This is a genomic window from Novosphingobium decolorationis, assembly GCF_018417475.1.
Taxonomy (GTDB): domain Bacteria; phylum Pseudomonadota; class Alphaproteobacteria; order Sphingomonadales; family Sphingomonadaceae; genus Novosphingobium; species Novosphingobium decolorationis.
Map to the genome: position 1 here is coordinate 3,436,579 of NZ_CP054856.1, position 21,993 is coordinate 3,458,571.

The window sequence follows — 21,993 nt, forward strand, 5'->3', positions numbered from 1 at the left end:
CTCGCCTCTATCACCTATTGCGTAGCCGGCCATTCCTGGCGAGCGGAAAAAAGAAGGCAAGACGAGGACGATGAGCGCACTCTATCTGGGATTGGGCGGGGACGGGCAGCGCCAGGAACTGCGGCTGGACCGGGCCAACCGCCACGGCCTCATTGCGGGGGCGACCGGCACGGGCAAGACGGTCACGCTCCAGACGCTGGCCGAGCAATTCTCCGCACAGGGCGTCCCGGTGTTCCTGGCCGACGTGAAGGGCGACCTGTCGGGCATTTCGATGGCAGGGAGCCCGCTCTTCAAGAACGCCGACAAGCTGGAAGGCCGCGCGCGCGAGATCGGGATCACCGACTATACCTATGCCGACAATCCGGCGGTGTTCTGGGACATCTATGGCAAGCAGGGGCACCCGATCCGCACCACCATCTCGGAGATGGGACCGCTGCTGCTCTCCCGGCTGATGGACCTCAACGACACGCAGGAGGGCGTCCTCCAGATCGTTTTCCGCTTTGCTGATGAGGAGGGGCTACTGCTGCTCGATCTCCCCGACCTGCAGGCGATGCTGGCCTATACGGCGCAGAACGCATCGGAGTTGTCCGCGCGCTATGGCAACGTCACGAAGGCCAGCGTCGGGGCGATCCAGCGCCAGCTCCTCGCGCTGGAGGCGCAGGGGGCGGGCCAGTTCTTTGGCGAACCTGCGCTGGAGATCGAGGATTTCCTGCGGTGCGACGAGAAGGGGCGCGGCTTCGTCAACGTGCTCGCCGCCGATCAGCTGATGCGCAGTCCCAAGCTCTACGTGACGTTCCTCCTTTGGCTGCTGTCCGAACTGTTCGAGGCGCTGCCCGAGGTGGGGGACCCTGAGAAGCCGCGTCTCGTCTTCTTCTTCGACGAGGCGCATCTCCTTTTCGACGATGCCCCCAAGGCGCTGCTCGATACGGTCGAGACGGTGGTGCGCCTGATCCGCTCCAAGGGCGTGGGCGTGTTCTTCGTGACGCAGAACCCGGTCGACATCCCCGAGGACATCGCAGGCCAGCTGGGCAACCGCGTCCAGCACGCGCTGCGGGCCTTCACGGTGCGCGACAAGCGTGCGATCCGGGCAGCAGCGGAAACTTTCCGCATCAACCCCGACCTCGATGTCGAAGCGGCCATCACCGAACTCAAGGTGGGCGAGGCGCTTGTCTCGACATTGGACGAGGATGGCGCGCCCGGTGTCGTGCAGCGCACGCTCATCGCGCCGCCCCGCTCAAGGTTGGGGCCTCTTGAGGCCCGCGAGCGCGCGATCATCCGGTCGGTCAGCCCCTTTGCCGGCAAGTACGACGAGGCGGTGGACCGCGACAGCGCCGAGGAAGTGCTCGCGGCCAAGGCCGCCGATGCGGCGGTGACGGCGCAGGAAGTTGCCGAGAAGGGCGAAGAAGAAGTGCGCCGCCGCGAACGCCGTAGCCCGAGTCTGTGGGACGGCCTTGGCGGCAAGGCCGCGAAGGCGGCGGCGGGAGCCGCGGCGGCGAGCGCGGGCGCGATCTTGGCCCAGAAGCTGCAGGGCAAGACCAGCCGTGCCAACCCCGGCGCCTCGGCGGCGAGCGCGGCGGCTGGGACCTTCGGATCGGCGGTGGAAAAAGCCATCGGCATCCCGGGCATCGGCCGTTTCGCTCGCAACCTCATTGGCGGGCTGATGCGCTAGGTTTCGTAATTTCGGGAGAAGACGATGCGGATGTGGATCAGTCGTGCAGGCACCTTGGCAGGGGGCGCACTCCTGGCGCTCGCGCTTTGTGCGTGCAGTCCCGATGCGCCGGAGCCTGCGCCAACGCCGACCACCTACGCAATCGACAAGGCGGACCTCTCCGCGCCTGAGCCTGCCGATATCTGCCGGACCCGCAACGCCGCCTTCCTGCGCGACGTGCTCTTGCAGATCAGCGCGGTCTTGCCTCCCGGCAGTCGCGGCCTCGATTTCCGGCAGTTCCGGGTCGATGAGGCGGACGACAAGGGGACGTGGACGGCCACGGTCGGATTCCAGGTCGCCTTGCCCGACGAACCTGCGCAGGCGATGCGCGCCGTGGCTTCGTTCGATCCGGAAGACTGCACGACGGGGGAATGGTCGGTCTCGGAAGCCGGGACCGGGGAGGCCTTGAAGAGATGAGCCGAAAGATAGGTCCGAGGGCCATCGCCCTCGGGCTCCCCGAACTGTCGACCTCACCTCTCGCGCGCCGTGGTGGCGGAGAAAGGTGAGGTTGCCGAGTCTGGGGTCCAAGGGGTGATGACCCCTTGAAGATATCCTTACTTCTTTACCCCATCGGGATGGTCAGACGCGCGGTCAGGCCTTCGACGCGGCCTTCAGCACCGTACCGGTTGGCGAGGGTCAGCGATCCGCCGTGCTGGTCCGCGATCGCGCGGGCAAGCGCGAGGCCCAGTCCCGCGCCGCCGGTGGCCGAATTGCGCGAGGGGTCGCCGCGGGTGAACGGGTTCATCATGCTTTCGATGGAATCGTCCGGGATGCCCGGCCCGTCGTCCTCGATCACGATCACGGCCTGCCCGCCGTCCTTGCCGAGCGAGACACGCGCCGTGTGGCCATAGCGCAGGGCGTTGCCGATGAGGTTGCGCAGCGCGCGCCGCAGCCAGGTAGGGCGCAGTTCGAGCGCCATCCGGCAGGTTTCCCCCAGCTCCACCGGCTCGCCCATGTCCTCGTACTCCTCGACCACCGAGACGACGAGGGCGGAGAGTTCGGTGCGTTCGAGCGGGTCGCTCGGACGTCCGACGCGGGCGAGCGACAGGATGTCGTCGAGGGTGCGCACGATGTCCTCGATGGTGGTCGCCATGCGCGCACGTTCGATGTCGTCCTCGACGCTCTCGATGCGCACACGCAGGGCGGCTAGCGGGGTCTTGAGGTCGTGGCCGATGGCGCCCAGCATCACGTCCTTTTCATCGAGCAGGTCGACGATGCGGTTTTCCATCGCGTTGTGGGCGAGGATCAGGCGCTGCATGTCCTCGGGGCCCGACACGGGGATCTGTCCATCCAGATCACGGGCCACGGCGAAGTCCTCGACCCGCCGGGTGAGGGCTGCGAGTGGTCGGGTCATGCGCCGCAGGATGAAGGTCACCGCCGCCATCAGTACGGCGTAGATGCCCAGCGTCTGGAAGATCAGGGGGTAAAGCAGCAGGTTCATCGCGCGCGGCGAGAGCACGCGGGTGACGAGCCATTGGTCCTGCCCCTCGAGCTGGACGCCGACGACAATCAGGTGGTTGCCCAGGATCTCATTCATCTGTTCGCGGGGCATCTCGTGGTGTCGGGCATGGCGCAGGAAGCGTTCGCTGGCGCGCTTGTCGTCGCCGAGACGGCGGTGGACAATGACGATCCGGGCCACCTTGAGCGATTGCTCGCCCAGAATCTGTCCCAGCTTGGCCTCGGCATGGCCGTCGCGCACTTCCTTGCTCAGGTTCGGTGCCGTGGTCGTGGTTTCGAGCGGGAACCCACGTGGGCGCGGGCCACCGAAGGGGGCGCTTTCGGGGCGCTCGGCACCGCGCAGCGCTTCGCGTCCGCGCGTCTCCATGACGATGCGGAAGGCGGCCACGTTGAGCATGCCGGTTTCGTAGCTGTCGCGCTGGGCGCTGTAGACGAGGAAAGCGCTCAAGGACTGGACGAAGAGCAGGGCAACCGCCACGGCGAGCAGCATCTGCCCCATCAGACTGCGGGGAAGGAGGGCTTTCATTCGTCTTCCAGCGCCACCCGCTTGACGTCGGCGGCGAGCATGTAGCCGCCGCCCCAGACGGTCTGGATCAGCTGCGGATTGCGGCTGTCGACCTCGATCTTGCGGCGCAGGCGGCTGACCTGGTTGTCGACCGCACGGTCGAAGAGGTGGGCCTCGCGGCCCTGCACCATGTCGAGCAGGCGATCACGGTCGAGGACCTGGCGGGGATGCTCCAGGAAGGCCATGAGCAGGCGGAACTCGACCGAGGAAATCGCGACGACCGCCCCGTCCGCGTCGGTCAGGCGGCGCTTGAGGGGATCGAGCGTCCAGCCTTCGAAGAGGAAAGCCTCGTTCTCGGGGGCGGCAGGCACGCCGCGGGCCGCGCGGCGCAGGACCGAGCGGATGCGCGCGACCAGTTCGCGCGGTTCGAAGGGTTTGACGACATAGTCGTCCGCGCCGATCTCGAGCCCGACGATGCGGTCGGTCGCCTCGCCGCGCGCGGTCAGGAAGATCACGGGCAGGTCCTGCGCCTCGACGAGGTGGCGGCAGAACGAAAGCCCGTCCTCGCCCGGCATCATGATGTCGAGGAGGACGAGATCCGCCTTGTGGTCGCGCAGGAAAGTGCGCGCCTCGGCGGCGCTGCTGGCCTGGGTGACGGTAAACCCCTGGCGCGAGAGGTACTCACCCAGGGGTTCACGAAGGGCCGCTTCGTCGTCGACGAGAAGCAGGCGGACAGGCGCGGTGTCGTTCATATCCATCCTTCGTTCCGCGCCCGCTCGCTACTTGGCCGAGCCTTCGGCCTTACGGGCCTTGAACTGGGCGCGCATCTTTTCGTGCGCCGCCTTGCGCTCTTCGGGGGTGATCTGTCCATCCTTGTCGGCATCGACCATGTCGAAGTGCGTGAGGGCTGCGGCCACCGCTTCCTCGCGGGTGATCGCGCCGTCCTTGTTGGTGTCGGCCATGCGCATCATCATCATGCCGCCGCCGTGGCGCGGGCCATGGTGACCGCGGCGCATGTGGTGCTTGCCGTGACGACCTTCGCCGTCGGCGCGCGGGCCGCGATCTCCACGATCACCCCGGTGGCCGCGCTCGGCGCTCATGAATTCATCCTTCGAGATCGAGCCGTCGCCGTTGGTGTCGAGCTTCTCGAACATGGCGGTGCGGCGTGCAGTCTGGCGCGCCTCGCGGTCGGCGGCGTCGATCTTGCCGTCCTTGTTGACGTCCATGCGGGTGAACATCGCCTCGGCCGCGGCCTGCGCCTCGGCGCGGGTAACGATGCCGTCCTTGTCGGCGTCCATCATCGCGTGACGGGGGCCGCGCGGCGCATCATCCTGCGCGTAGGCTGCGCCGCCAAGGGCGAGGCTCGCGGCGGTCAGGCCAAGGGCGATAGTCTTGAAACGGGTGGTCTTGAACGTGGGGGTCATGTCCGGTCTCTCTTTCCTTTGGTTTCCCAAATGCGAATGGATCGAAAGTCGCGGCGGGTCTGGAAGGGAGGGGGCAACCGCCCTGCCGCGACTTTCTGATAACCGTTCTAGAGGCCGCTTGTCGCGCAAGTTTGCCAGTCAGCTTGTCTTTTGTCGCCAATTGTCTCGGTCTGACAGGCCCGTTCACGCAGGCGCAAGAGAGGGAAGGTTCAGGGACGGGGGCGGTGCTGCGTGCCATGCCCGGTGGTGATGAAAAGGGCGGTGGCGAGGCGTGCGATATCGGCGGTGTGCCAGACCCCGGAGGGGATAATGACATAGTCCCCGGCGTGCAGGTCCTCGCAGATATGGGAGCCTTCGGCGCTCTCCCGGATCAACGTCAGTTCTCCGGCAAGGCAGACGACGACCTCATCGCCGCACGGGTGCATCTCCCAGCTGTCCCAGTCGGCATCGAGACAGTGGAGGGCGACGAGCCGGCCGTCCGGCCCGTCGGCCTCGGTGCGCCGTGCATAGGCCGCGTACCAGTCCATGGTGCCTGTGTAGGCAGGCAGGGCCTCGGCATGGCCTCCTGGCCCCAGGTGAACGGGCGTGCGGCCAAGTTCACGGACAAGCCGGGTCATGACGAGGTCCCTTTCCCAATGCTCACCTGCCGGGAGGGAGGGGCAGGCCGCTCAGAGCGGCGCGCATTGCTCCTCCAGCCAGGTCTTCGCCGCGCCATCCAGTTGCGGGCCGATCAGCTCATTGACGCGGGCGTGGTAGGCATTCCACCAGGCCGTTTCCTCCTCGGTCAGCAAGGCCGTATCGACCAGGCGTTTCTCGATCGGGGCGAAGGTCAGGGTTTCGAAGCCGTAGAACTCGCCTTCCGCGCCCGGGATCGCGCGCGGGACGACGAGCACCAGGTTCTCGATGCGGATGCCGTATTCGCCTGCCTTGTAGTAGCCCGGCTCGTTGGAGAGGATCATTCCCGGCAGCAGCGCCTGCTCGGTGCCCGGTTGGCCGCCGCCCGACTTGGCGATGCGCTGGGGGCCTTCGTGGACGCCCAGGAAGCTGCCCACCCCGTGCCCGGTGCCATGGGCATAGTCGAGCCCGGCCTGCCACAGCGCGTGGCGCGCGAGGATATCGAGCTGGCTCCCGGCCGTGCCCTTGGGAAAGAGCACGCGGTCAAGCGCGATATGGCCCTTGAGAACGCGGGTGAAGCGCGCCTTCACCTCCGCGCCCGGTTCGCCCGGCCCGATCCACACGGTGCGGGTGATGTCGGTGGTGCCTGCCGGGTACTGCCCCCCCGAATCGCACAGGAACACCGAGTTCGGCTCCAGCGTCAGGTTGCTCTCTTCCGTGACCGCATAGTGGGGCAGCGCGGCGTGGGGGCCTGCACCCGAGATCGTGTTGAACGAGGTGTCGCGCAGATCACCGCATTCCTGGCGGAATTCCAGCAGTCTGGCCGCGGCCGACAGTTCGGTGACCTCGCCCTTGGGACCTTCGAGCGAGAGCCAGTGGAGGAAGCGCGAGACCGCCGCACCGTCACGCTCCTGCGCGTCGCGGTGGCCCTGCTGCTCGACCGGGTTCTTGATCGCCTTGGGCAGGACCACCGGGTCGCGCGCCTCGATCACCGTGGCGCCTGCGTGGTTCAGGGCATGGGCAATCGCGACCACCGCGTTGTCGGGATCGAGCGCGACGCGCTTGCCCGCGAGGCACTCCAGACCTGCGATAAAGCCGTCGCGCGGGAGGATCGAGACGGCATTACCCAGGTGCTGGCGCAGCTCGGGCGTCACCTTCTCCTCGGCGATGAAGAGGTCGGCCGTGCCATCGGCGTGGGCGATGACGTAGGACAGTGCGACGGGGGTGTGCGCGACGTCCGAGCCGCGGATGTTGAGCAGCCAGGCAATCGAATCGAGCGCGGTGACGACGGTCGCATCGAGCCCGCGGCTGGTGAGCCCCTCGGCGAGCGTAGCGCGCTTGGCCTCGCTCGACTGTCCGGCAAATTCCTCGGCGTGGACGAGTGCGAGCGCGGGGGAGGGGAGGGGCTGGTCTTCCCACACTGCGTCGATGGGATTGCCCTCGACGGCGACGAGCTTGCCGCCTTTCGCGGCGATGGCCGCATCGACGCTGCGCGTCCAGTGCGCGGTGTGCAGCCAGGCGTCGTAGCCGATCACGGCGCCCTCGGGCATGTGCTCGGCGAGCCACTGCGCGTGGCTGGTCTGGGGCACGCTCTCGTAGGCGTAGAAGCGGGCATCGACCTGTTCGCGCACCTGGATGGTGTAGCGCCCATCGGTGAACATGGCGGCCGCGGGCGTGCGGGTGGGATCGGTCAGCACGATGGCCGAGCCCGCCGATCCGGCAAAGCCGGTCAGCCAGGGCAGGCGCTGGGCATAGGCGCCCACGTACTCGCTCATGTGCTCATCGCAGATGGGCACGACGAAGCCGTCGAGGCCGCGGCGCTTGAGTTCCTGGCGCAGCGCGTCGAGGCGCGATTCATGGGTGTTCATCAGCATTGTTTTCAAGTCCGGCTTGCGGGAGTCATGGGGCACACATAGATGCAGGGGATGGCAGATTCCACCCAGGCACCCGTTTCGGCCCCCGTCGCGGCCAAGAAGCCCCATTCCTTCACCCACCACGGCATCACGGTCCAGGACGAGTATGCCTGGCTGCGCGATCCCGGTTATCCCGAGGTGACCGACGCCGAAGTGCTCGCCCACCTCGAGGCGGAGAACCGCTGGTTCGAGGCGCGCATGGCCCCGCATCAGGCGCGCATCGACGCGCTGTTCAAGGAGATGCGCGCGCGCATCAAGGAAGCCGACACGTCGGTGCCGCAGAAGGACGGCGACTACCTGTACTGGATCGAGTTCGAGGACGGCGCGGAGTACAAGAAGTGGTGGCGCAAGCCCGTCTCGGGCGGCGCGGACGAACTGATCCTCGACGAAGTGGCACTGGCCGAGGGCAAGGAATACTTCCGCCTCGGCGCGCTTTCGGTGAGCGCCAACGGCAAGCTTCTTGCCTACTCGGTCGATGACAACGGTTCGGAGCGCTTCACCGTGCGCATCAAGGACCTTGCGACCGGCGAACTGCTGGCCGACGAGATCCCGGGTACGCTCTCCGCGTTGGTCTGGGTGGCGAAGGACACCGGCCTTGTCTACTCGCTGGCGAACGAGCAGTGGCGCACCGACAACGCGCGCCTGCACTGGCTGGGCACGCCGCTCTCGGACGATGTCGAGATCTACCACGAGGACGACGAGGGCTTCCGCGTCGGCTCCTCGCTCTCGGCCAACGAGAAGTGGCTCATCATCGGCACCAGCGACCACGAGACGAGCGAGGCGCGGCTGGTGCGCGCCGATGATCCGCTGGGCCCGCAGATCCTCGTGAAGGCGCGCGAGAAGGGCGTGGAGTACGACGTCGACGAGCGCAACGACGTCCTCTTCATCCACACCAACGACACGCACGAGAACTTCCGCCTCGCCACCGCCTCGATCGATGCGCCCTCGGCCTGGAACACGCTCATCGAAGGCTCGGACGACTTCTACCTGACCGGCGTTGACCTGTTCCGTGATTTCTTCGTCGTCGAGGGGCGCGAGCGCGGGCTCGACCGTATCGCGGTCCACTATTACGACGATCCGAACCGGATCGAGGCCATCGATTTCCCTGAGGCGAGCTACTCGGCCGGGCTTGGCACCAATCCCGAATGGCACGTCGAGACGCTGCGCCTCTCCTACGAATCGATGGTGAAGCCCGCCTCTGTGATGGACTATGACGTGAAGGCGAAGACGCTGGAAACGCTCAAGGTTCAGGAGATCCCCTCGGGCTACGACGAGGATCTCTACGCCACCGAGCGCCTCGAGATCGCGGCGCGCGACGGCACCCTGATCCCCGTCTCCATCGTCTACCGCAAGGACCGCGAAGGGGCAGGCCCGCTCCATCTCTATGGCTACGGCGCCTACGGCATCTCGATCGATCCGGGCTTCTCGACCTCGCGCCTCAGCCTTGTCGATCGCGGCTTTGCCTTTGCCATCGCGCACATCCGGGGCGGCGATGACATGGGCCGCGCCTGGTACAAGGCGGGCAAGCTGGAGCGGCGCACCAACACCTTCACCGACTTTGTCGACTGCGCGAAGGGCCTGATCGTACGCGGCTACACGCAGGCGGGCAGGATCAGCATCTCGGGCGGCTCGGCGGGCGGCGAACTGATGGGCGCGGTCATCAACTCCGATCCCGATCTGTGGGGCGCAGTCGTCGCGCACGTTCCCTTCGTCGACGTGCTGGCGACGATGCTGGACGAGACGCTGCCGCTCACTCCGGGCGAGTGGCCCGAATGGGGCAATCCGATCACCGACAAGGCGGCCTTCGAGCATATCGCAAGCTACAGCCCCTACGACCGTGTCGCGGCGCAGGCCTATCCGCCGCTGATGGTGACGGCCGGGCTCAACGACCCGCGCGTGACCTATTGGGAACCGGCCAAGTGGGTGGCGCGCCTGCGCGAACTCAAGACCGACACCAACGAATTGATCCTCAAGACCAACATGGGGGCTGGCCACGGCGGCAAGTCGGGCCGCTTCGAAAGCCTGAAGGAAACCGCCGAGGAGTTCGCCTTCATCCTGTGGCAACTGGGCATCGAGGGCTGAGCACGATGGCCGAGCCGTTCACACGCAGCTTCGAGGCCACTTCGGAGCACATCGACCAGCTCGGCCACGTCAACAATGCGGTCTGGGTGCAGTGGATGGAGGAGGTCTCCGTCGCTCACTGGGAGGCGGTCGCTCCGCCCGAACACCAGGCGGCCTATGTCTGGGTCGTGACCCGGCACGAGATCGACTACCGCGGCAACATCCGCGAGGGCGAGCGCGTGACCGCCACGACCTGGATCCCCGATCCGCCCAAGCGCGCGACCTTCGACCGCTGCGTCGCGTTTCGCCGTGAGGGGGACGAGGAGACGGGAAAGGTTCTCGTGCGCGCCCGCACGACCTGGGCCGTGATCGAGGTCGCTTCGGGGCGACTGGTGCGCATCCCCAAGGATGTGGCCGCGCCTTTCTGGAACGGCTCGCCAACTAGCTGATCAGCCGACGAGTTCCAGGCGCGTGGTCGGGAGGGGCTCGATGCAGACGTTGCTGCGCACGCAGTCGCGCCCATCCGCCTTGGCCGCGTAGAGCAGCTCGTCACAGGCCGTGTAGGCTTCGGTGAACGAAGGGACGTGCCCGCAGGTCGTGTCCAGGCGATAGACCCCCATGCTGGCGGTGACCAGCTTGCGCAGCCCTGCGTGCTCCTTGGCGACCCGGCTGGGAATGGCCTGGCGCAGGCGTTCGGCGCGTTCCAGCGCGCCCTCGCCGCGCAGGAGGAGCAGGAACTCCTCGCCGCCCAGGCGCACCGTCAGGATGTCCTTGTCGCCTGCCAGTGCCTGCCCCACGGCTCTCAGTACCTCGTCCCCGGCGGCGTGGCCGTGGGTGTCGTTGATCGCCTTGAAGTGGTCGATGTCGAGCGCGGCCATGGTGTGGAAACCGGTGCGCAAGAGCGTGTCGAACTTTTCCTCGATCGCGCGGCGGTTGAAGAGGCCGGTGAGCGGATCGTGCAGCGCAAGGTTGGCCTGGAAGCGCGCTTCGGCCAGGGCATGGTCGCGCTGCAGGCGGATGGTCATGATCCGTTCGGCGACGCCCAGCGTGGTGACCGCGACCTCGAAGGCAATCGCGAAGTGCTGCTCGACCATCATGCCCAGCGGTGCGTCGGTCAGCCCCAGGATCGAGAGGTTGCGCGCGATGCCCAGCAGCATGAGCGGGCTCCAGCCCACGATCTGGAACCAGACGAGGCGGCTGCCGCGCAGCGCCGAGAGAACGATCGTGGCCAGCAGGGTGGCGATGATCGGCAGGAACGACATGTAGTAGAGCGGCGCGACCGAGGGCAGCAGCACCCCATCGGCGAGGAAGTAGTACGCGCTCCAGAACAGGAACCACGGGCACAGCAGTTCGACGGCAAGGCGCTGGCGCGCGGTCAGCGTCTCGGGCTCGATCAGGTCGATGAAGAAGCGCAGCGTGGCGATGACCATGAACGCCCAGCTCAAGGTCGAGAGCAGGCACAGTTCCGTGACCGAGAGACGCACGAAGCGGTTGATGAGGCCGCTGCTGACAAGCGTCTGGGTGAGCATCGCCAGGACGGCCGCCGCGTGCCAGAGGATGAAGCGCTGGCGCAGGATCCGGAAGAACACGAAGTTAAGGATCAGCGGCATCAGCATCAGCCCACAGAGCGCGGCCAGGATCAGTTGCCGGTTGCCAACCGCCATGGGCGAAGCACGCGCGCCGACTTCGGCGTCCGAGAGAAGCCCGATGTGGCGCGGCCCCGTCACCTTGAGAACGTAGGCATCCACCGGACCATCAAGGCGCGGCAGTGCGGTGTACATCCGCCAGCGCGTGGTGGAGAAGCGCAGGTCATCCGACCGGATGTCGCGCGTGACGGATCGACCGTCGGAGCCGATCGCGGTGATCGTCATGCTGCGGTAGCGCGTGAGGCGGGTGGTCAGGACGGCATCTGCTGGCAGGTCGCGCCCCCGTACGTCGATGCGTACGTAGCTTGCCTTGGTTCCGCTGACCTTCCAGTCCGAAGGGCCGCAGGTCCAGGCCTCGCGGGTGCGGGCAAGATTCGCGGAGGACGTTTCGGACGGCGCCAGCGTATGGCACCGTGATCCGACAGGGAAGTCATTGGCAGCCTTGGCGAATCCCGGAATCAGTCCCGCCAGCGCGATCAGAAGACAGAACAGGAAAGGCCGGGCCCACGGAAACATGCGATGTTTCCTGGACCCGGCCTCTTCAAGATAAGGTTAATATGGTTGGAATTGAACGCTAGGCGAGAAGCTCCGAGACGGGCGTGTAATCGTAGCCCAGTTCGGTGGCTACGGCCTTGTAGGTGACCTTGCCTGCATGGACGTTGAGGCCCTCGGCAAGGTGCGGATCGCGGGCCAGCGCGCCCTTCCAGCCCAGGTTCGCGATAGCCAGCGCATGGGGCAGGGTCACGTTGTTGAGCGCGTAGGTGCTGGTGCGCGAAACAGCGCCGGGCATGTTGGCCACGCAGTAGTGGACGATGCCGTCGACCATGTAGGTCGGATCGTCATGCGTGGTCGCGTGGCTGGTCTCGAAGCAGCCGCCCTGGTCGATGGCGACATCGACGAGGACCGCGCCCTTCTTCATCGTGCCCAGCATTTCGCGGGTGACGAGCTTGGGTGCGGCCGCGCCCGGGATCAGTACCGCGCCAATGACGAGGTCGGCATCGGCCACGCTCTCGGCCAGGTTGGCAAGGCTCGAGAAGCGCGTCTTGGCGCGCGCCTCGAAGTAGTTGCCGAGGCGTTCGAGCACTTCGGGGTTGCGGTCGAGGATCGTCACGTCCGCGCCAAGCCCTGCGGCCATCTGCGCGGCGTTGAAGCCGACCACGCCGCCGCCGATGACGGCAACCTTGCCTGGCATCACGCCCGGAACGCCGCCCAGCAGCACGCCGCGGCCACCCTGCGCCTTCTGGAGCGCGGTGGCACCCGCCTGGATCGACATGCGGCCGGCAACCTGGCTCATCGGCTTCAGGAGCGGCAGCGCGCCGTTCGGGCCCGTGACGGTCTCGTAGGCAATGGCGGTGACGCCCGACTTCAGCAGGTCTTCGGTCTGGGCGGGATCGGGCGCAAGGTGGAGGTAGGTGTAGAGGATCTGGCCCTCACGCAGCATGGCGCGTTCCGGGGCGAGCGGCTCCTTCACCTTCACGATCATGTCGCAGCCCGCGAACACCTCTTCGGCGGTCGCGATGACCTTGGCGCCGAGCGCGCTGTACTGCTCGTCGCTCGCGCCGATGCCGAGGCCCGCACCGCTCTGGACCCAGACCTCGTGGCCGTTGGCGACGAGTTCGCTGGCGCTCTCGGGGGTCAGGCCGACCCGGTATTCGTGGTTCTTGATTTCCGTGACGGTACCGACGCGCATGCGCAAACTCCCTGATCCGTGCCTGGAGAAGGTCCAGGCGCCTGATGGAAGCAGCCTACAGGTGGGCCGCCGCAAAGTTTTACCTCATTTGCCCTTGCGATGGGCTGAAGTTCGAATAATTTTGCTTTCAAATATCAATGTGTGGGAAAAATGTTCATGGATCGTACCGACCGAGCCTTGTTGAAGGCGCTCCAGGCCGATTCCTCGCGTTCGATTGCCCAGCTGGCCGAGGAAGTTCACCTTTCCGCCTCGGCCTGCCACCGCCGCATTCGCGCGCTGGAGGAACAGGGATTGATCGCGGGCTACGTGGCGCGGCTCGATGCGCGCCGGATCGGGCTGCCGGTCGAGGTCTTCGTCGAGATCGCGCTCACCAGCCAGAGCAGCGAGGCGATGGACCGCTTCGAGCGTTCGGTGCGCGATTTTGACGACATCCTCGAATGCCACCTGATGAGCGGGGGCGCGGACTACCAGCTGCGCGTCGCGGCGGCCGATCTCGACCATTACGAGACGATCCACCGCGATTGCCTGTCGCGCCTGCCGGGGGTGTCCTCGATGAAGACCAGTTTCTCGCTGCGCCGGGTGAAGCGCTTTGCCGGCTACTCGGTGCCCTGAGGTGCCTCGCCGCCGCGCCCGAGGTGGAGCGGCTCGGTGATGATGCGGTCGTGCGCCACACGCAGGTCGCGCGCCTCGTGCTGGAGCGAGAGGCGCTCCTTGTCCATCCTGCGGTAGGTGCCCTCGGCGCGGTCGATGTCGTCGACCGAAAGGCCCAGGCCATCGAGGATCGCGCGCGAAAGCGTGACAGCCGATCCCAGGACCTCGCGCACGATGAAGCGCGCGGGGCTGTCCTTGAGCTTGAGAAGCGAGCGGCGGTCGTAGACGCGCGCGTAGATCGCGGCCTGCGGGAAGGCGGTCTGGACCGCGCGCAGGAACCCATCGTCGAGCTGCTCGCCGTCGATGCAGAAGGCGATGATCTGGGCGTCCGAACAACCCGCCTGGCGCAGGAGGTCAAGCCGGCGCCCATCGCCGAAGTAGACCTTGGCGCCGAAGCGCTGGGCGACGTCGATCATGTCGATGTCGGTGTCGATGAGGGTGACGGCGATGTCGGCGGCATTGAGGATCTGCGCGACGGTCTGACCAAAGCGCCCGTAGCCCACGATGATTGCGCTTGCCCCGTCCGCGCGCGGGCCTTCGCGCTCTTCTCCAGCGCGCCCTTGCGGGGCCTCGCGGAAGCGGCGGGTGGCCATCATCAGGAACGGGGTGGCGACCATCGAGAGGGTGACAATGGCGCCGAACAGGCTGGCGGCTTGGCCTTCGATCAGCATGGCCTCGCTGGCCTGTGCGAAGAGGACAAAGCCGAATTCGCCGCCCTGGCTGAGCAGGAATCCCAGCGCGAGCGCGCTGCGCCACTTCATCTTGAAGGCCAGGCCAAGGGCAAAGATGATGGCGGCCTTCGCGGCAATGAGGGCCAGCGCCATCGAGACCACGAAGAGCGGACGCTCGGCAATGGCCGAAAGGTCGAGCATCATGCCGACCGCCATGAAGAACAGGCCCAGGAGGAGCGAGCGGAACGGTTCGACGTCGGCTTCGAGTTCGTGGCGGTAGGGCGAATCGGCGAGCATGACACCCGCGATGAAGGCGCCGAGCGCGGTCGAGAGGCCAAGCGCCTGCATCAGCGCGGCCGAGGCGATGACCGTGAAGAGCGCGGCAAAGACGAACATCTCGCGCTCGCCCAGGTTGCCGATGAGGCGGAACAGGGGACGGATCACGAAGCGCCCGGCGGCAACGAGGCCGACGATGGCCAGCACGGTCATGACCGCAAGCTGCCAGCCAGGAGGGCCTTCGGGCAGGTCCGGGTTGCGGTTCATCGCCGCAATGATCGTGATGAGGGGGATGATCGAGAGGTCCTGGAAGAGCAGGATCGCGAAGGCACGCTCGCCGAAGGGGCTGTTGAGGCGGCCTGCGCTTTGCAGCATGGGCAGGACCTGCGCGGTCGAGGACAGGCCGAGCGGCAGGCCCAGTGCGAGCGAGGCCTGAACGGTGAACGGCGTGAAGCTGTAGATGATCGCCGAGATGGCAAGCCCGCACAGCGCGACTTGCAGGAAGCCCAGCCCGAAGATCTCGCTGCGCATGCGCCACAGGCGGCGTGGCGCCAGTTCGAGGCCGACGATGAAGAGAAGAAGCGTGATGCCCAGTTCGGCAAAGTCGATCTTGCCTTGCGCGTCCCCGATCAGGCCGAGGGCATAGGGCCCCAGGATTGCGCCTGCGAGCAGATAGCCCAGTGTCGCGCCCAGCCCCAGGCGGCGGAACAGCAGCACGAAGACAAGGGCGGTTCCCAGGAGGAAGAACCCTTCCTGGAGCAGGAACGCCTGGCCATGCTCTTCCATTGGATCTTTCCTCGTCGTGTCGGCCAGAGCCGGTCAGGTTGCAGCTTGGCCGAGGCCGGGGGCGCGTAACCTAGGGATTGTCCTTGGCGTTACCAAGGGTTCAGCGCGGAAGAATGCCCCGACACACGTAGCCCAGCACCTTGCCCTGCGCGGTGTCCCATTGCAGCGCACCGCTTTGCGGCGAAGAATTCGTGCCGCTGCTGATCGTGCGGCCATCGGGTGCGACGATCGACCAGCTCACGATACGGTGGCGACCGCCCGCGCAATTGACGGCGCGCCTGTAGTAGAGCGTGGTGCCCTTGGAGTAGGCCCCGCGCCGCGACTGGAGCACGTTCGCCTCGATGTAGGTGCGCGTGTTTCCGGCGATCCGGATCGAGGCCGTGTCGACGAGAACCGCGCGGCCTAGCGTGCGCTCGACATCGCGGGCGAAGAGGCGCTGCCATTGGCCCGGGGGCAGCGGGGCTGCGGCCAGGTTCGCGGGCAGGGTGAGGGCGGCAAGCGCCAGCGCGAGAGACACAGTCTTCACAGCGGGTTGCCGTTCTCGTCGCGGTAGATGTCGCGGCGGCCGACGTGGTTGGCCGGGCCGACGTAGCCATCGTTCTCCATGCGCTCCACCCACTTGGCCGCGGTGTTGTAGCCCACGCCCATTTGGCGCTGGAGCCAGGAGACCGAGACCTTCTGGTTCTCGAAGACGAGCTGGCAGACCTGGCGGTACTTGCGCTCCTCGGGCTGGTCGGAGGCGGTCGCGTCCAGGTCGTCGAAGCCGAAGCTGCCTTCCTCGGGCTCTTCGGTCACGGCCTCGATGTATTCGGGCTTGCCCTGGCCGCGCCAGTGGTCGGCAACGTGCTCGACTTCCTCGTCCGAGACAAACGGGCCGTGGACGCGCTTGATGGGGTCGGTGCTGGGCTTGTAGAGCATGTCGCCCTTGCCGAGCAGCTGCTCGGCGCCCTGTTCGCCCAGGATCGTGCGGCTGTCGATGCGGCTGGTGACGGCGAACGAGATACGGGTCGGCAGGTTGGCCTTGATGACGCCGGTGATGACGTCGACAGACGGGCGCTGCGTCGCCATGATGAGGTGGATGCCCGCCGCGCGGCTCTTTTGAGAGAGGCGCTGGATAAGCACTTCGATTTCCTTGCCCACGGTCACCATGAGGTCGGCGAGCTCGTCGACGATGAGGACGATCTGGGGCAGGACTTCGTAGTCGAGCTGGTTTTCCTCGTAGAGTGCTTCGCCCGTCTCGGCATCGAAGCCGGTCTGGACCCGGCGGCCGAGAGGCTCACCCTTGGCGGCGGCCTTGCGCACCTTTTCGTTGAAGCCGGCAAGGTTGCGCACCGAGACCTCGCTCATCATGCGGTAGCGCCGTTCCATCTCCTCGACCGCCCACTTGAGCGCGCGCACCGCCTTGGGCGGCTCGGTCACCACCGGCGAGAGCAGGTGGGGAATATCGTCGTAGCTCTTGAGTTCGAGGACCTTGGGGTCGACCAGGATCAGGCGGCACTGCGCGGGCGTCAGGCGGTAGAGCAGCGAGAGCAGGATGGCGTTGAGGCCGACCGACTTACCCGAGCCGGTCGTACCTGCGACCAGCAGGTGGGGCATGGTGGCGAGGTCTGCCACGACGGGTTCACCCGCGATGTCCTTGCCCAGGATGATCGGCAGCATGCCCTTGTGGTGGGCGAAGGCCTCCGAGGCGACCATTTCCTTGAAGGAGACCATCTGGCGGTCCGCGTTGGGCAGTTCGATGCCCATGACGGTACGGCCCGGGATCGAGGAAACGCGCGCCGAGATCGCGGACATGTTGCGCGCGATGTCGTCAGCGAGACCGATGACGCGGCTCGACTTGATGCCGGGCGCGGGTTCCAGTTCGTACATGGTGACGACCGGGCCGGTGCGTACCGCGGTGATCTCGCCCTTGACGTTGAAGTCGTCGAGCACGGTTTCGAGGAGGCGCGCGTTGCGCTCGAGGCTGAGCTTGTCGATCACCTTGTCCGAGCCTTCGGGCGGATCGGCAAGGATGTCGAGCGAGGGCAGCTTGTATTCGTCGAACAGGTCGGTCTGGCTCGATCCCACGCCGATCTGTGCAGGCTTGGCCGCGCGCTGGCTGTCGACGATGGCGGGCGAACGGCGCGGCGCGGTGTCGGATAGGCCCACGGCCGCGCCGCTGCGGGCGTCCTCGCGCGCGGCCTTGGCCGGAGCGTCGGGCTCGAAGGAAAGGGCGTCCTCCTCGTCCTCGCTGGTCGTACGGCCCTTGCGCCGGGCCTTGGGGGCACGGGGTTCCTTGCCTTCGCGGGAGAAGCGCGAGGGGGAGGGGAGCGCCTGGGGCAGACGACCGATGCGCCCGGGAAGCGAGAGCAGGCGCGCCCAGTCGAGCGCGAAGACACGGCCCACAAGCGTGAGCCCCACGACGAAGAACACGAGCGCGACGCCGATCTTGATCCAGACCACGGCGGCGGCCGGGGCCAGGCTGGCGAGGGCGTCAATGAGGAAGGCCCCCAGGAGCCCGGACATGCCCCCCATCGAAGCGGGCAACGTGCCGCCGGGCTCCGAGAACCACAAGGAGAGCACCGTCGTGATCAGCATCATCGCGAGTACCAGCATGGCAACCGGCTTCCACCAGCGCTGGTCGGATGGCTCGGCCTCGGCGTCCTCTTCCTCCACCAGCAGCCAGAGCTTGCGGGCAAAGACATAGAGGAGCGGGACGAAGAGCCAGGCGACGGGACCGAAGTAGAACAGGAACTGGTCGGCCACCCAGGCCCCGACCGGGCCCATCCAGTTCTGCACCTCACCGCCTGCGGCGGTCGAAGCGGACGGGTCGGTCTGGCTGTAGGTGGCAAGCGCCGTGATCAGGAACAGCATGGCGGCAAAGAGCACCACCGCCCCGCCCAGTTCGCCCGCGCGGCGCACCGAGCGGCGAAGCACGGCGCGCCAGTCCGGCTTGCCCGCGCGCTGTCCGGAGCCGATTGCCCGAGATGCCATGATCGAATTCCCGCGTATTGAAAATTGGGCCCTAATCCGCGCGATCATGCGCAGGCGGGGCGGTTTTCGTCAAGAACAGAGGGGGAATGAGGCTGTGGGCGGATGGCGCGAATCGCCGGAAAGACCGTCGATTGCGGCCCAGCGTGCGATGCCCCGGGCCCGGGCGCGGTGGGCGTTCATTCCCCCAAGGGCGATGACAGGGACCTGCGCGCGCGCCGCGATGGCGCGAAAGCGCACGGGGCCCAGCACCTGCCCGCCCGGGTGCGAGCGCGTGGCGAAGACGGGCGAGAGCAGCACTGCATCGGCGCGCGCGGCGTGGGCGGCGCGCAATTCGGTGAGCGAGTGGACGGTGACGAGCCGCAGGCTCTGCGCCCCCGGTGCCAGCAGGCGCGCGCGGCCATAGGCACCATCCGCGCCCCACTGGCGGGCCTTTGCAACATTTCCGGCAAGGATCACGGTGTGGCCGTGGGCCCGCGCCGTCCGGGCAAGCCGGGTGAAGCGGGCGCGCCGGTCCGCCTCGCCCAAGTGGTAGTGGCGATAGATGAAGCCCGATCCCCGTGGCAGGCGGGCGAGGGCGCGCTCCAGTCCCGCATCGTTGCGCGCATCGCTGATGAGCCAGAGCCGGGGAAGGGGCCTTGCTTGTGGCTTGCGCGGATTCGATGGGTGGCAGTTCGGCACGGGGACGCTATAGCAGCGCGCCATGAATGAGCCAGTCACTCCCCTTCGCGAGGTGCGCGAAAGCATCGATCACGCGGCCCGTATCGCCCAGCGCGAGACTTCGGGCATCGAACTCATCGCCATTTCCAAGACCCACGGGGTGGACGCGATCCGGCCGTTGATCGCGGAAGGTCAGCGCGTGTTTGGCGAGAACCGCGTGCAGGAAGCCCAGGAAAAGTGGCCGGCGCTGCGCGAGGAATACCCCGATCTGGTGCTGCACCTCGTCGGCCAGCTTCAGTCGAACAAGGCCGAGGACGCGGTCGCGCTGTTCGATTGCATCCACTCGCTCGACCGCCCCTCGCTGGTGAGCGCGCTGGGCAAGGCGATGGCCAAGGCCGGGCGGCAGGTGCCCTGCTTCGTGCAGGTCAACATCGGCGACGAGGACCAGAAGGGCGGATGTGCGATTGCCGACGTGCCGGCATTGCTGGAGGCCGCGCGCGAGGCGGACATTCCGGTGATCGGCCTGATGTGCGTGCCGCCGCTCGGCATTGAGGCGGCGCCCTTCTTCGCGCTTCTCGCCAAGATCGCGCAGGAGAACGGCCTCGACCAGCTCTCGATGGGGATGAGCGGCGACTTCGAGACAGCGATCCTGCTGGGCGCGACCCACGTGCGCGTCGGCTCGGCGCTGTTCGGCGCGCGCGACTGAGCCGGAGCGGGCTCCCTGGCTGCGCGCCGGTTTATCCGCGCGCGGTCAGGAGCGCGATCCCGAAGGCCACGAACAGGCCGCCGGTCAGCTTGTTGAAGAGGTTTTTCACGCTGGGGCGTTCCAGTGCGCGCCCCATCGAACGTCCGCCCAGCGCATAGGTCATGTACCAGAAGCTCTCGATCACGGCGAACGTGGCGAGCAGCACCGCGAACTGCGGGCCGGTGGGCTGGGCAGGGTCGATGAACTGGGGCAGCAGGGCGGCGGCAAAGAGGATCGCCTTGGGGTTGCTCAGCGAAATCGCGAGACCACCACGGTAGAGCGCCGCTGCACCGAGCCGTGCCGGGGGCAAGGCCGTTTCGGCCACATCCAGCAGGCCTGCCCGGGTGCGCCAGGCCTTGATTCCGAGATACACGAGGTAAGCCGCGCCTGCATAGCGCAGCGCCGTGAACAGTCCGGGCACCGCCACCAGCAGGGTCGAGAGACCCGCGACCGATGCAGTCAGCAGGATCATCAGCCCCGAAAGGCAGCCCGCCATCGCCGCGAACGTGCGCGCCAGGCCGAAATCGACACTGCGCGTCAGGATGTGCAGCATGTTCGGGCCGGGCGTGGCGCTGATCGCAAAGACGGTCAGGGCAAAGAGCCACCAGGTCTGGAGGGGCATGGGGGGTGTCCGTGAAAGCGACTACGCCGCGTGGGAGAGCAAAGCTCCGGCGCGGCGTAGCTGCGTGTGATGGGCGATCAGTTGGGCGTGTCGAGCTCGCTGCCCGTCAGCGTCACGATGTGCAGCAGGTTGGTCGAACCCTTGGTGCCGAAAGGCACACCCGCCAGCACCACCAGCTTGGTTCCGGCGGCGCCGAAGCCGTGGCGCAGTGCCATGCGCTTGCCCTTGGCGATCATCTCTTCAAAGCTGCCGATGTCGCGCGTCATGACCGTGTGTGCGCCCCACAGAAGCGCGCCGCGCCGGGCGGTTTCCTGGCTGGGGGTGAGCACCAGCATGGGGGCTGCCGGACGTTCGCGCGCCACGCGGCGGGCCGAAATGCCCGAACTGGTGAAGACGATGATGCCCTCGATCGGCAGCGTGTCGGCGATCTGGGTGCACGAACCTGCGAGCGCGTCCGCCGTGGTCGCATCGAGCGGCGCCTTGGCGAGGTGGATACGCTCGCGGTAGGTAATGTCGCTTTCTACCTTCACCGCGATGCGGTCCATGATCGTGACCGCTTCGACCGGCCAGTCGCCCGCCGCCGTCTCGGCCGAGAGCATGACCGCATCGGCGCCATCGTAGACCGCGTTGGCCACGTCGGAGACCTCGGCGCGGGTGGGCGAGGGGCTCTTGATCATCGATTCGAGCATTTGTGTGGCGACCACCACCGGCTTGCCCCAGGCGCGGGTCTTTTCCACGATGTGCTTCTGGATCGGGGGCACTTCCTCGGGGAGGAGTTCGACGCCCAGGTCCCCGCGCGCGACCATGATGCCATCGGAGATCTCGATGATTTCGTCGAGGCTCTCCACCGCAGCGGGCTTCTCGATCTTGGCCATGAGCGAGCCCTTGGGGCCCATCAGGCGGCGCGCCTCGGCCACGTCCTCGGGACGCTGCACGAAGGAGAGGCCGATCCAGTCGGCGCCCTGATCCATCGCGAAGTCGAGGTCGCGGCGGTCCTTTTCGGTAAGCGCGGGGATCGGGACGAGCGCATCGGGCACGTTCACGCCCTTGCGGTCCGAGATCGGCCCTCCGACTTCGGCGCTGCACAGGATCTCGTCCGTTTCGGCGCGGATCACGCGCAGCTGCAGCTTGCCATCGTCGATGAGAAGGCGCTGCCCCTTGGTCAGGATGCCGAAGAGTTCGGGGTGGGGCAGGCACACGCGTTCATCGTTGCCAGGCGCCGGATCACGGTCGAGCGTGAAGTGGGCGCCGTGCTTGATGAAGGCCTTGCCGGCCTCGAAGGTGCCGACGCGCAGCTTGGGCCCTTGCAGATCGCACAGGATCGCGATCGGGCGCATCAGGTCCTTTTCGACCGCGCGCACGTTGGCGATGGTCTCGCGGTGGGTGTCATGGTCGCCATGGCTCATGTTGACGCGGAAGGCGTCGGCCCCCCGCTGGATCAGCTTGGCGATGGTCTCCTTGTCGCGGCTGGCCGGGCCCAGCGTGGCCAGAATCTTGACCTTGCGCTGGCGCTTGATGCCACGGTGATGCGGAGAACGGCGGTAGGGAATGCTTGCCAAGTTTTATCTGCCTCTTTCGAAACCCGCCGCCCA

At 67.0% G+C, this 21,993-nt stretch carries 19 protein-coding genes; 6 read left to right on the forward strand and 13 right to left on the reverse strand.

The features are described from left to right. Positions 1-70 precede the first annotated feature (70 nt). Positions 71-1,669 (forward strand): helicase HerA-like domain-containing protein, encoded by a 1,599-nt coding sequence (locus HT578_RS15955; RefSeq protein WP_213500670.1) that lies wholly within the window; start codon positions 71-73, stop codon positions 1,667-1,669. Between the two features lie 30 nt (positions 1,670-1,699). After that, entirely contained in the window at positions 1,700-2,125 is a 426-nt protein-coding gene (locus HT578_RS15960; protein ID WP_213500671.1) for a hypothetical protein, read from the forward strand. 145 nt (positions 2,126-2,270) lie between these two features. Here HT578_RS15960 and HT578_RS15965 read toward each other — a convergent pair whose 3' ends face one another. The 5 genes from HT578_RS15965 to HT578_RS15985 form a co-directional block, all read right to left on the reverse strand. Then, on the reverse strand, positions 2,271-3,692 hold the full coding sequence (locus tag HT578_RS15965) for an ATP-binding protein (protein ID WP_213500672.1): 1,422 nt from the start codon (positions 3,690-3,692) through the stop codon (positions 2,271-2,273). After that, a complete protein-coding gene (locus HT578_RS15970) occupies positions 3,689-4,423 on the reverse strand; it encodes a response regulator (RefSeq protein ID WP_039389045.1) in 735 nt (244 codons plus the stop codon). Before HT578_RS15970 ends, HT578_RS15965 begins: the two co-directional genes overlap by 4 nt. Before the next feature lie 27 nt (positions 4,424-4,450). Continuing rightward, positions 4,451-5,095 carry an EF-hand domain-containing protein gene (locus HT578_RS15975; RefSeq protein WP_213500673.1) on the reverse strand — a complete coding sequence of 215 codons (645 nt, stop codon included), beginning with the start codon at positions 5,093-5,095 and terminating at the stop codon, positions 4,451-4,453. Positions 5,096-5,304: 209 nt separating this feature from the next. Further along, positions 5,305-5,712: a cupin domain-containing protein gene (locus HT578_RS15980; protein ID WP_213500674.1), complete on the reverse strand. Its 408-nt coding sequence runs from the start codon at positions 5,710-5,712 to the stop codon at positions 5,305-5,307. A gap of 51 nt (positions 5,713-5,763) precedes the next feature. After that, complete coding sequence (locus tag HT578_RS15985; protein ID WP_213500675.1) at positions 5,764-7,584, reverse strand: aminopeptidase P family protein; 1,821 nt, start codon at positions 7,582-7,584, stop codon at positions 5,764-5,766. A 51-nt stretch (positions 7,585-7,635) separates the two neighbouring features. Here HT578_RS15985 and HT578_RS15990 point away from each other — a divergent pair, with 51 nt between their 5' ends. Together HT578_RS15990 and HT578_RS15995 are read left to right on the forward strand one after the other, a co-directional pair. Then, on the forward strand, positions 7,636-9,705 hold the full coding sequence (locus HT578_RS15990) for a S9 family peptidase (protein WP_213500676.1): 2,070 nt from the start codon (positions 7,636-7,638) through the stop codon (positions 9,703-9,705). A 5-nt stretch (positions 9,706-9,710) separates the two neighbouring features. After that, positions 9,711-10,133, forward strand: a complete 423-nt coding sequence (locus HT578_RS15995; RefSeq protein WP_213500677.1) for an acyl-CoA thioesterase — start codon at positions 9,711-9,713, stop codon at positions 10,131-10,133. Here HT578_RS15995 and HT578_RS22295 read toward each other — a convergent pair whose 3' ends face one another. Next, entirely contained in the window at positions 10,134-11,846 is a 1,713-nt protein-coding gene (locus tag HT578_RS22295) for a sensor domain-containing diguanylate cyclase (RefSeq protein ID WP_277884173.1), read from the reverse strand. Between the two features lie 58 nt (positions 11,847-11,904). Further along, entirely contained in the window at positions 11,905-13,020 is a 1,116-nt protein-coding gene (gene ald, locus HT578_RS16005; RefSeq protein WP_039389037.1) for an alanine dehydrogenase, read from the reverse strand. A 156-nt stretch (positions 13,021-13,176) separates the two neighbouring features. On the opposite strand from ald, the gene HT578_RS16010 reads away from it, so the two are divergent. Then, a complete protein-coding gene (locus HT578_RS16010; protein WP_039389035.1) occupies positions 13,177-13,632 on the forward strand; it encodes an Lrp/AsnC family transcriptional regulator in 456 nt (151 codons plus the stop codon). Here the strand turns inward: HT578_RS16010 and HT578_RS16015 are convergent. From HT578_RS16015 to HT578_RS16030, 4 genes are all read right to left on the reverse strand, one after another. Then, entirely contained in the window at positions 13,617-15,404 is a 1,788-nt protein-coding gene (locus HT578_RS16015; RefSeq protein WP_039389032.1) for a cation:proton antiporter domain-containing protein, read from the reverse strand. The two genes, HT578_RS16010 and HT578_RS16015, sit on opposite strands and share 16 nt — an antisense overlap. A gap of 100 nt (positions 15,405-15,504) precedes the next feature. Continuing rightward, a complete protein-coding gene (locus HT578_RS16020; RefSeq protein WP_213500678.1) occupies positions 15,505-15,930 on the reverse strand; it encodes a hypothetical protein in 426 nt (141 codons plus the stop codon). Continuing rightward, on the reverse strand, positions 15,927-18,377 hold the full coding sequence (locus tag HT578_RS16025) for a DNA translocase FtsK (protein ID WP_213500679.1): 2,451 nt from the start codon (positions 18,375-18,377) through the stop codon (positions 15,927-15,929). Before HT578_RS16025 ends, HT578_RS16020 begins: the two co-directional genes overlap by 4 nt. Positions 18,378-18,446: 69 nt before the next feature. After that, positions 18,447-19,079 carry a thiamine phosphate synthase gene (locus HT578_RS16030; protein WP_213500680.1) on the reverse strand — a complete coding sequence of 211 codons (633 nt, stop codon included), beginning with the start codon at positions 19,077-19,079 and terminating at the stop codon, positions 18,447-18,449. Here HT578_RS16030 and HT578_RS16035 point away from each other — a divergent pair. Next, positions 19,078-19,740, forward strand: a complete 663-nt coding sequence (locus tag HT578_RS16035; protein WP_213500681.1) for a YggS family pyridoxal phosphate-dependent enzyme — start codon at positions 19,078-19,080, stop codon at positions 19,738-19,740. The two genes, HT578_RS16030 and HT578_RS16035, sit on opposite strands and share 2 nt — an antisense overlap. Positions 19,741-19,771: 31 nt before the next feature. Here the strand turns inward: HT578_RS16035 and HT578_RS16040 are convergent, their stop codons facing one another. Beyond that, positions 19,772-20,401: a LysE family translocator gene (locus HT578_RS16040; RefSeq protein ID WP_213500682.1), complete on the reverse strand. Its 630-nt coding sequence runs from the start codon at positions 20,399-20,401 to the stop codon at positions 19,772-19,774. A gap of 77 nt (positions 20,402-20,478) precedes the next feature. Next, a complete protein-coding gene (gene pyk / locus HT578_RS16045; RefSeq protein WP_213500683.1) occupies positions 20,479-21,960 on the reverse strand; it encodes a pyruvate kinase in 1,482 nt (493 codons plus the stop codon). Positions 21,961-21,993 lie beyond the last annotated feature (33 nt).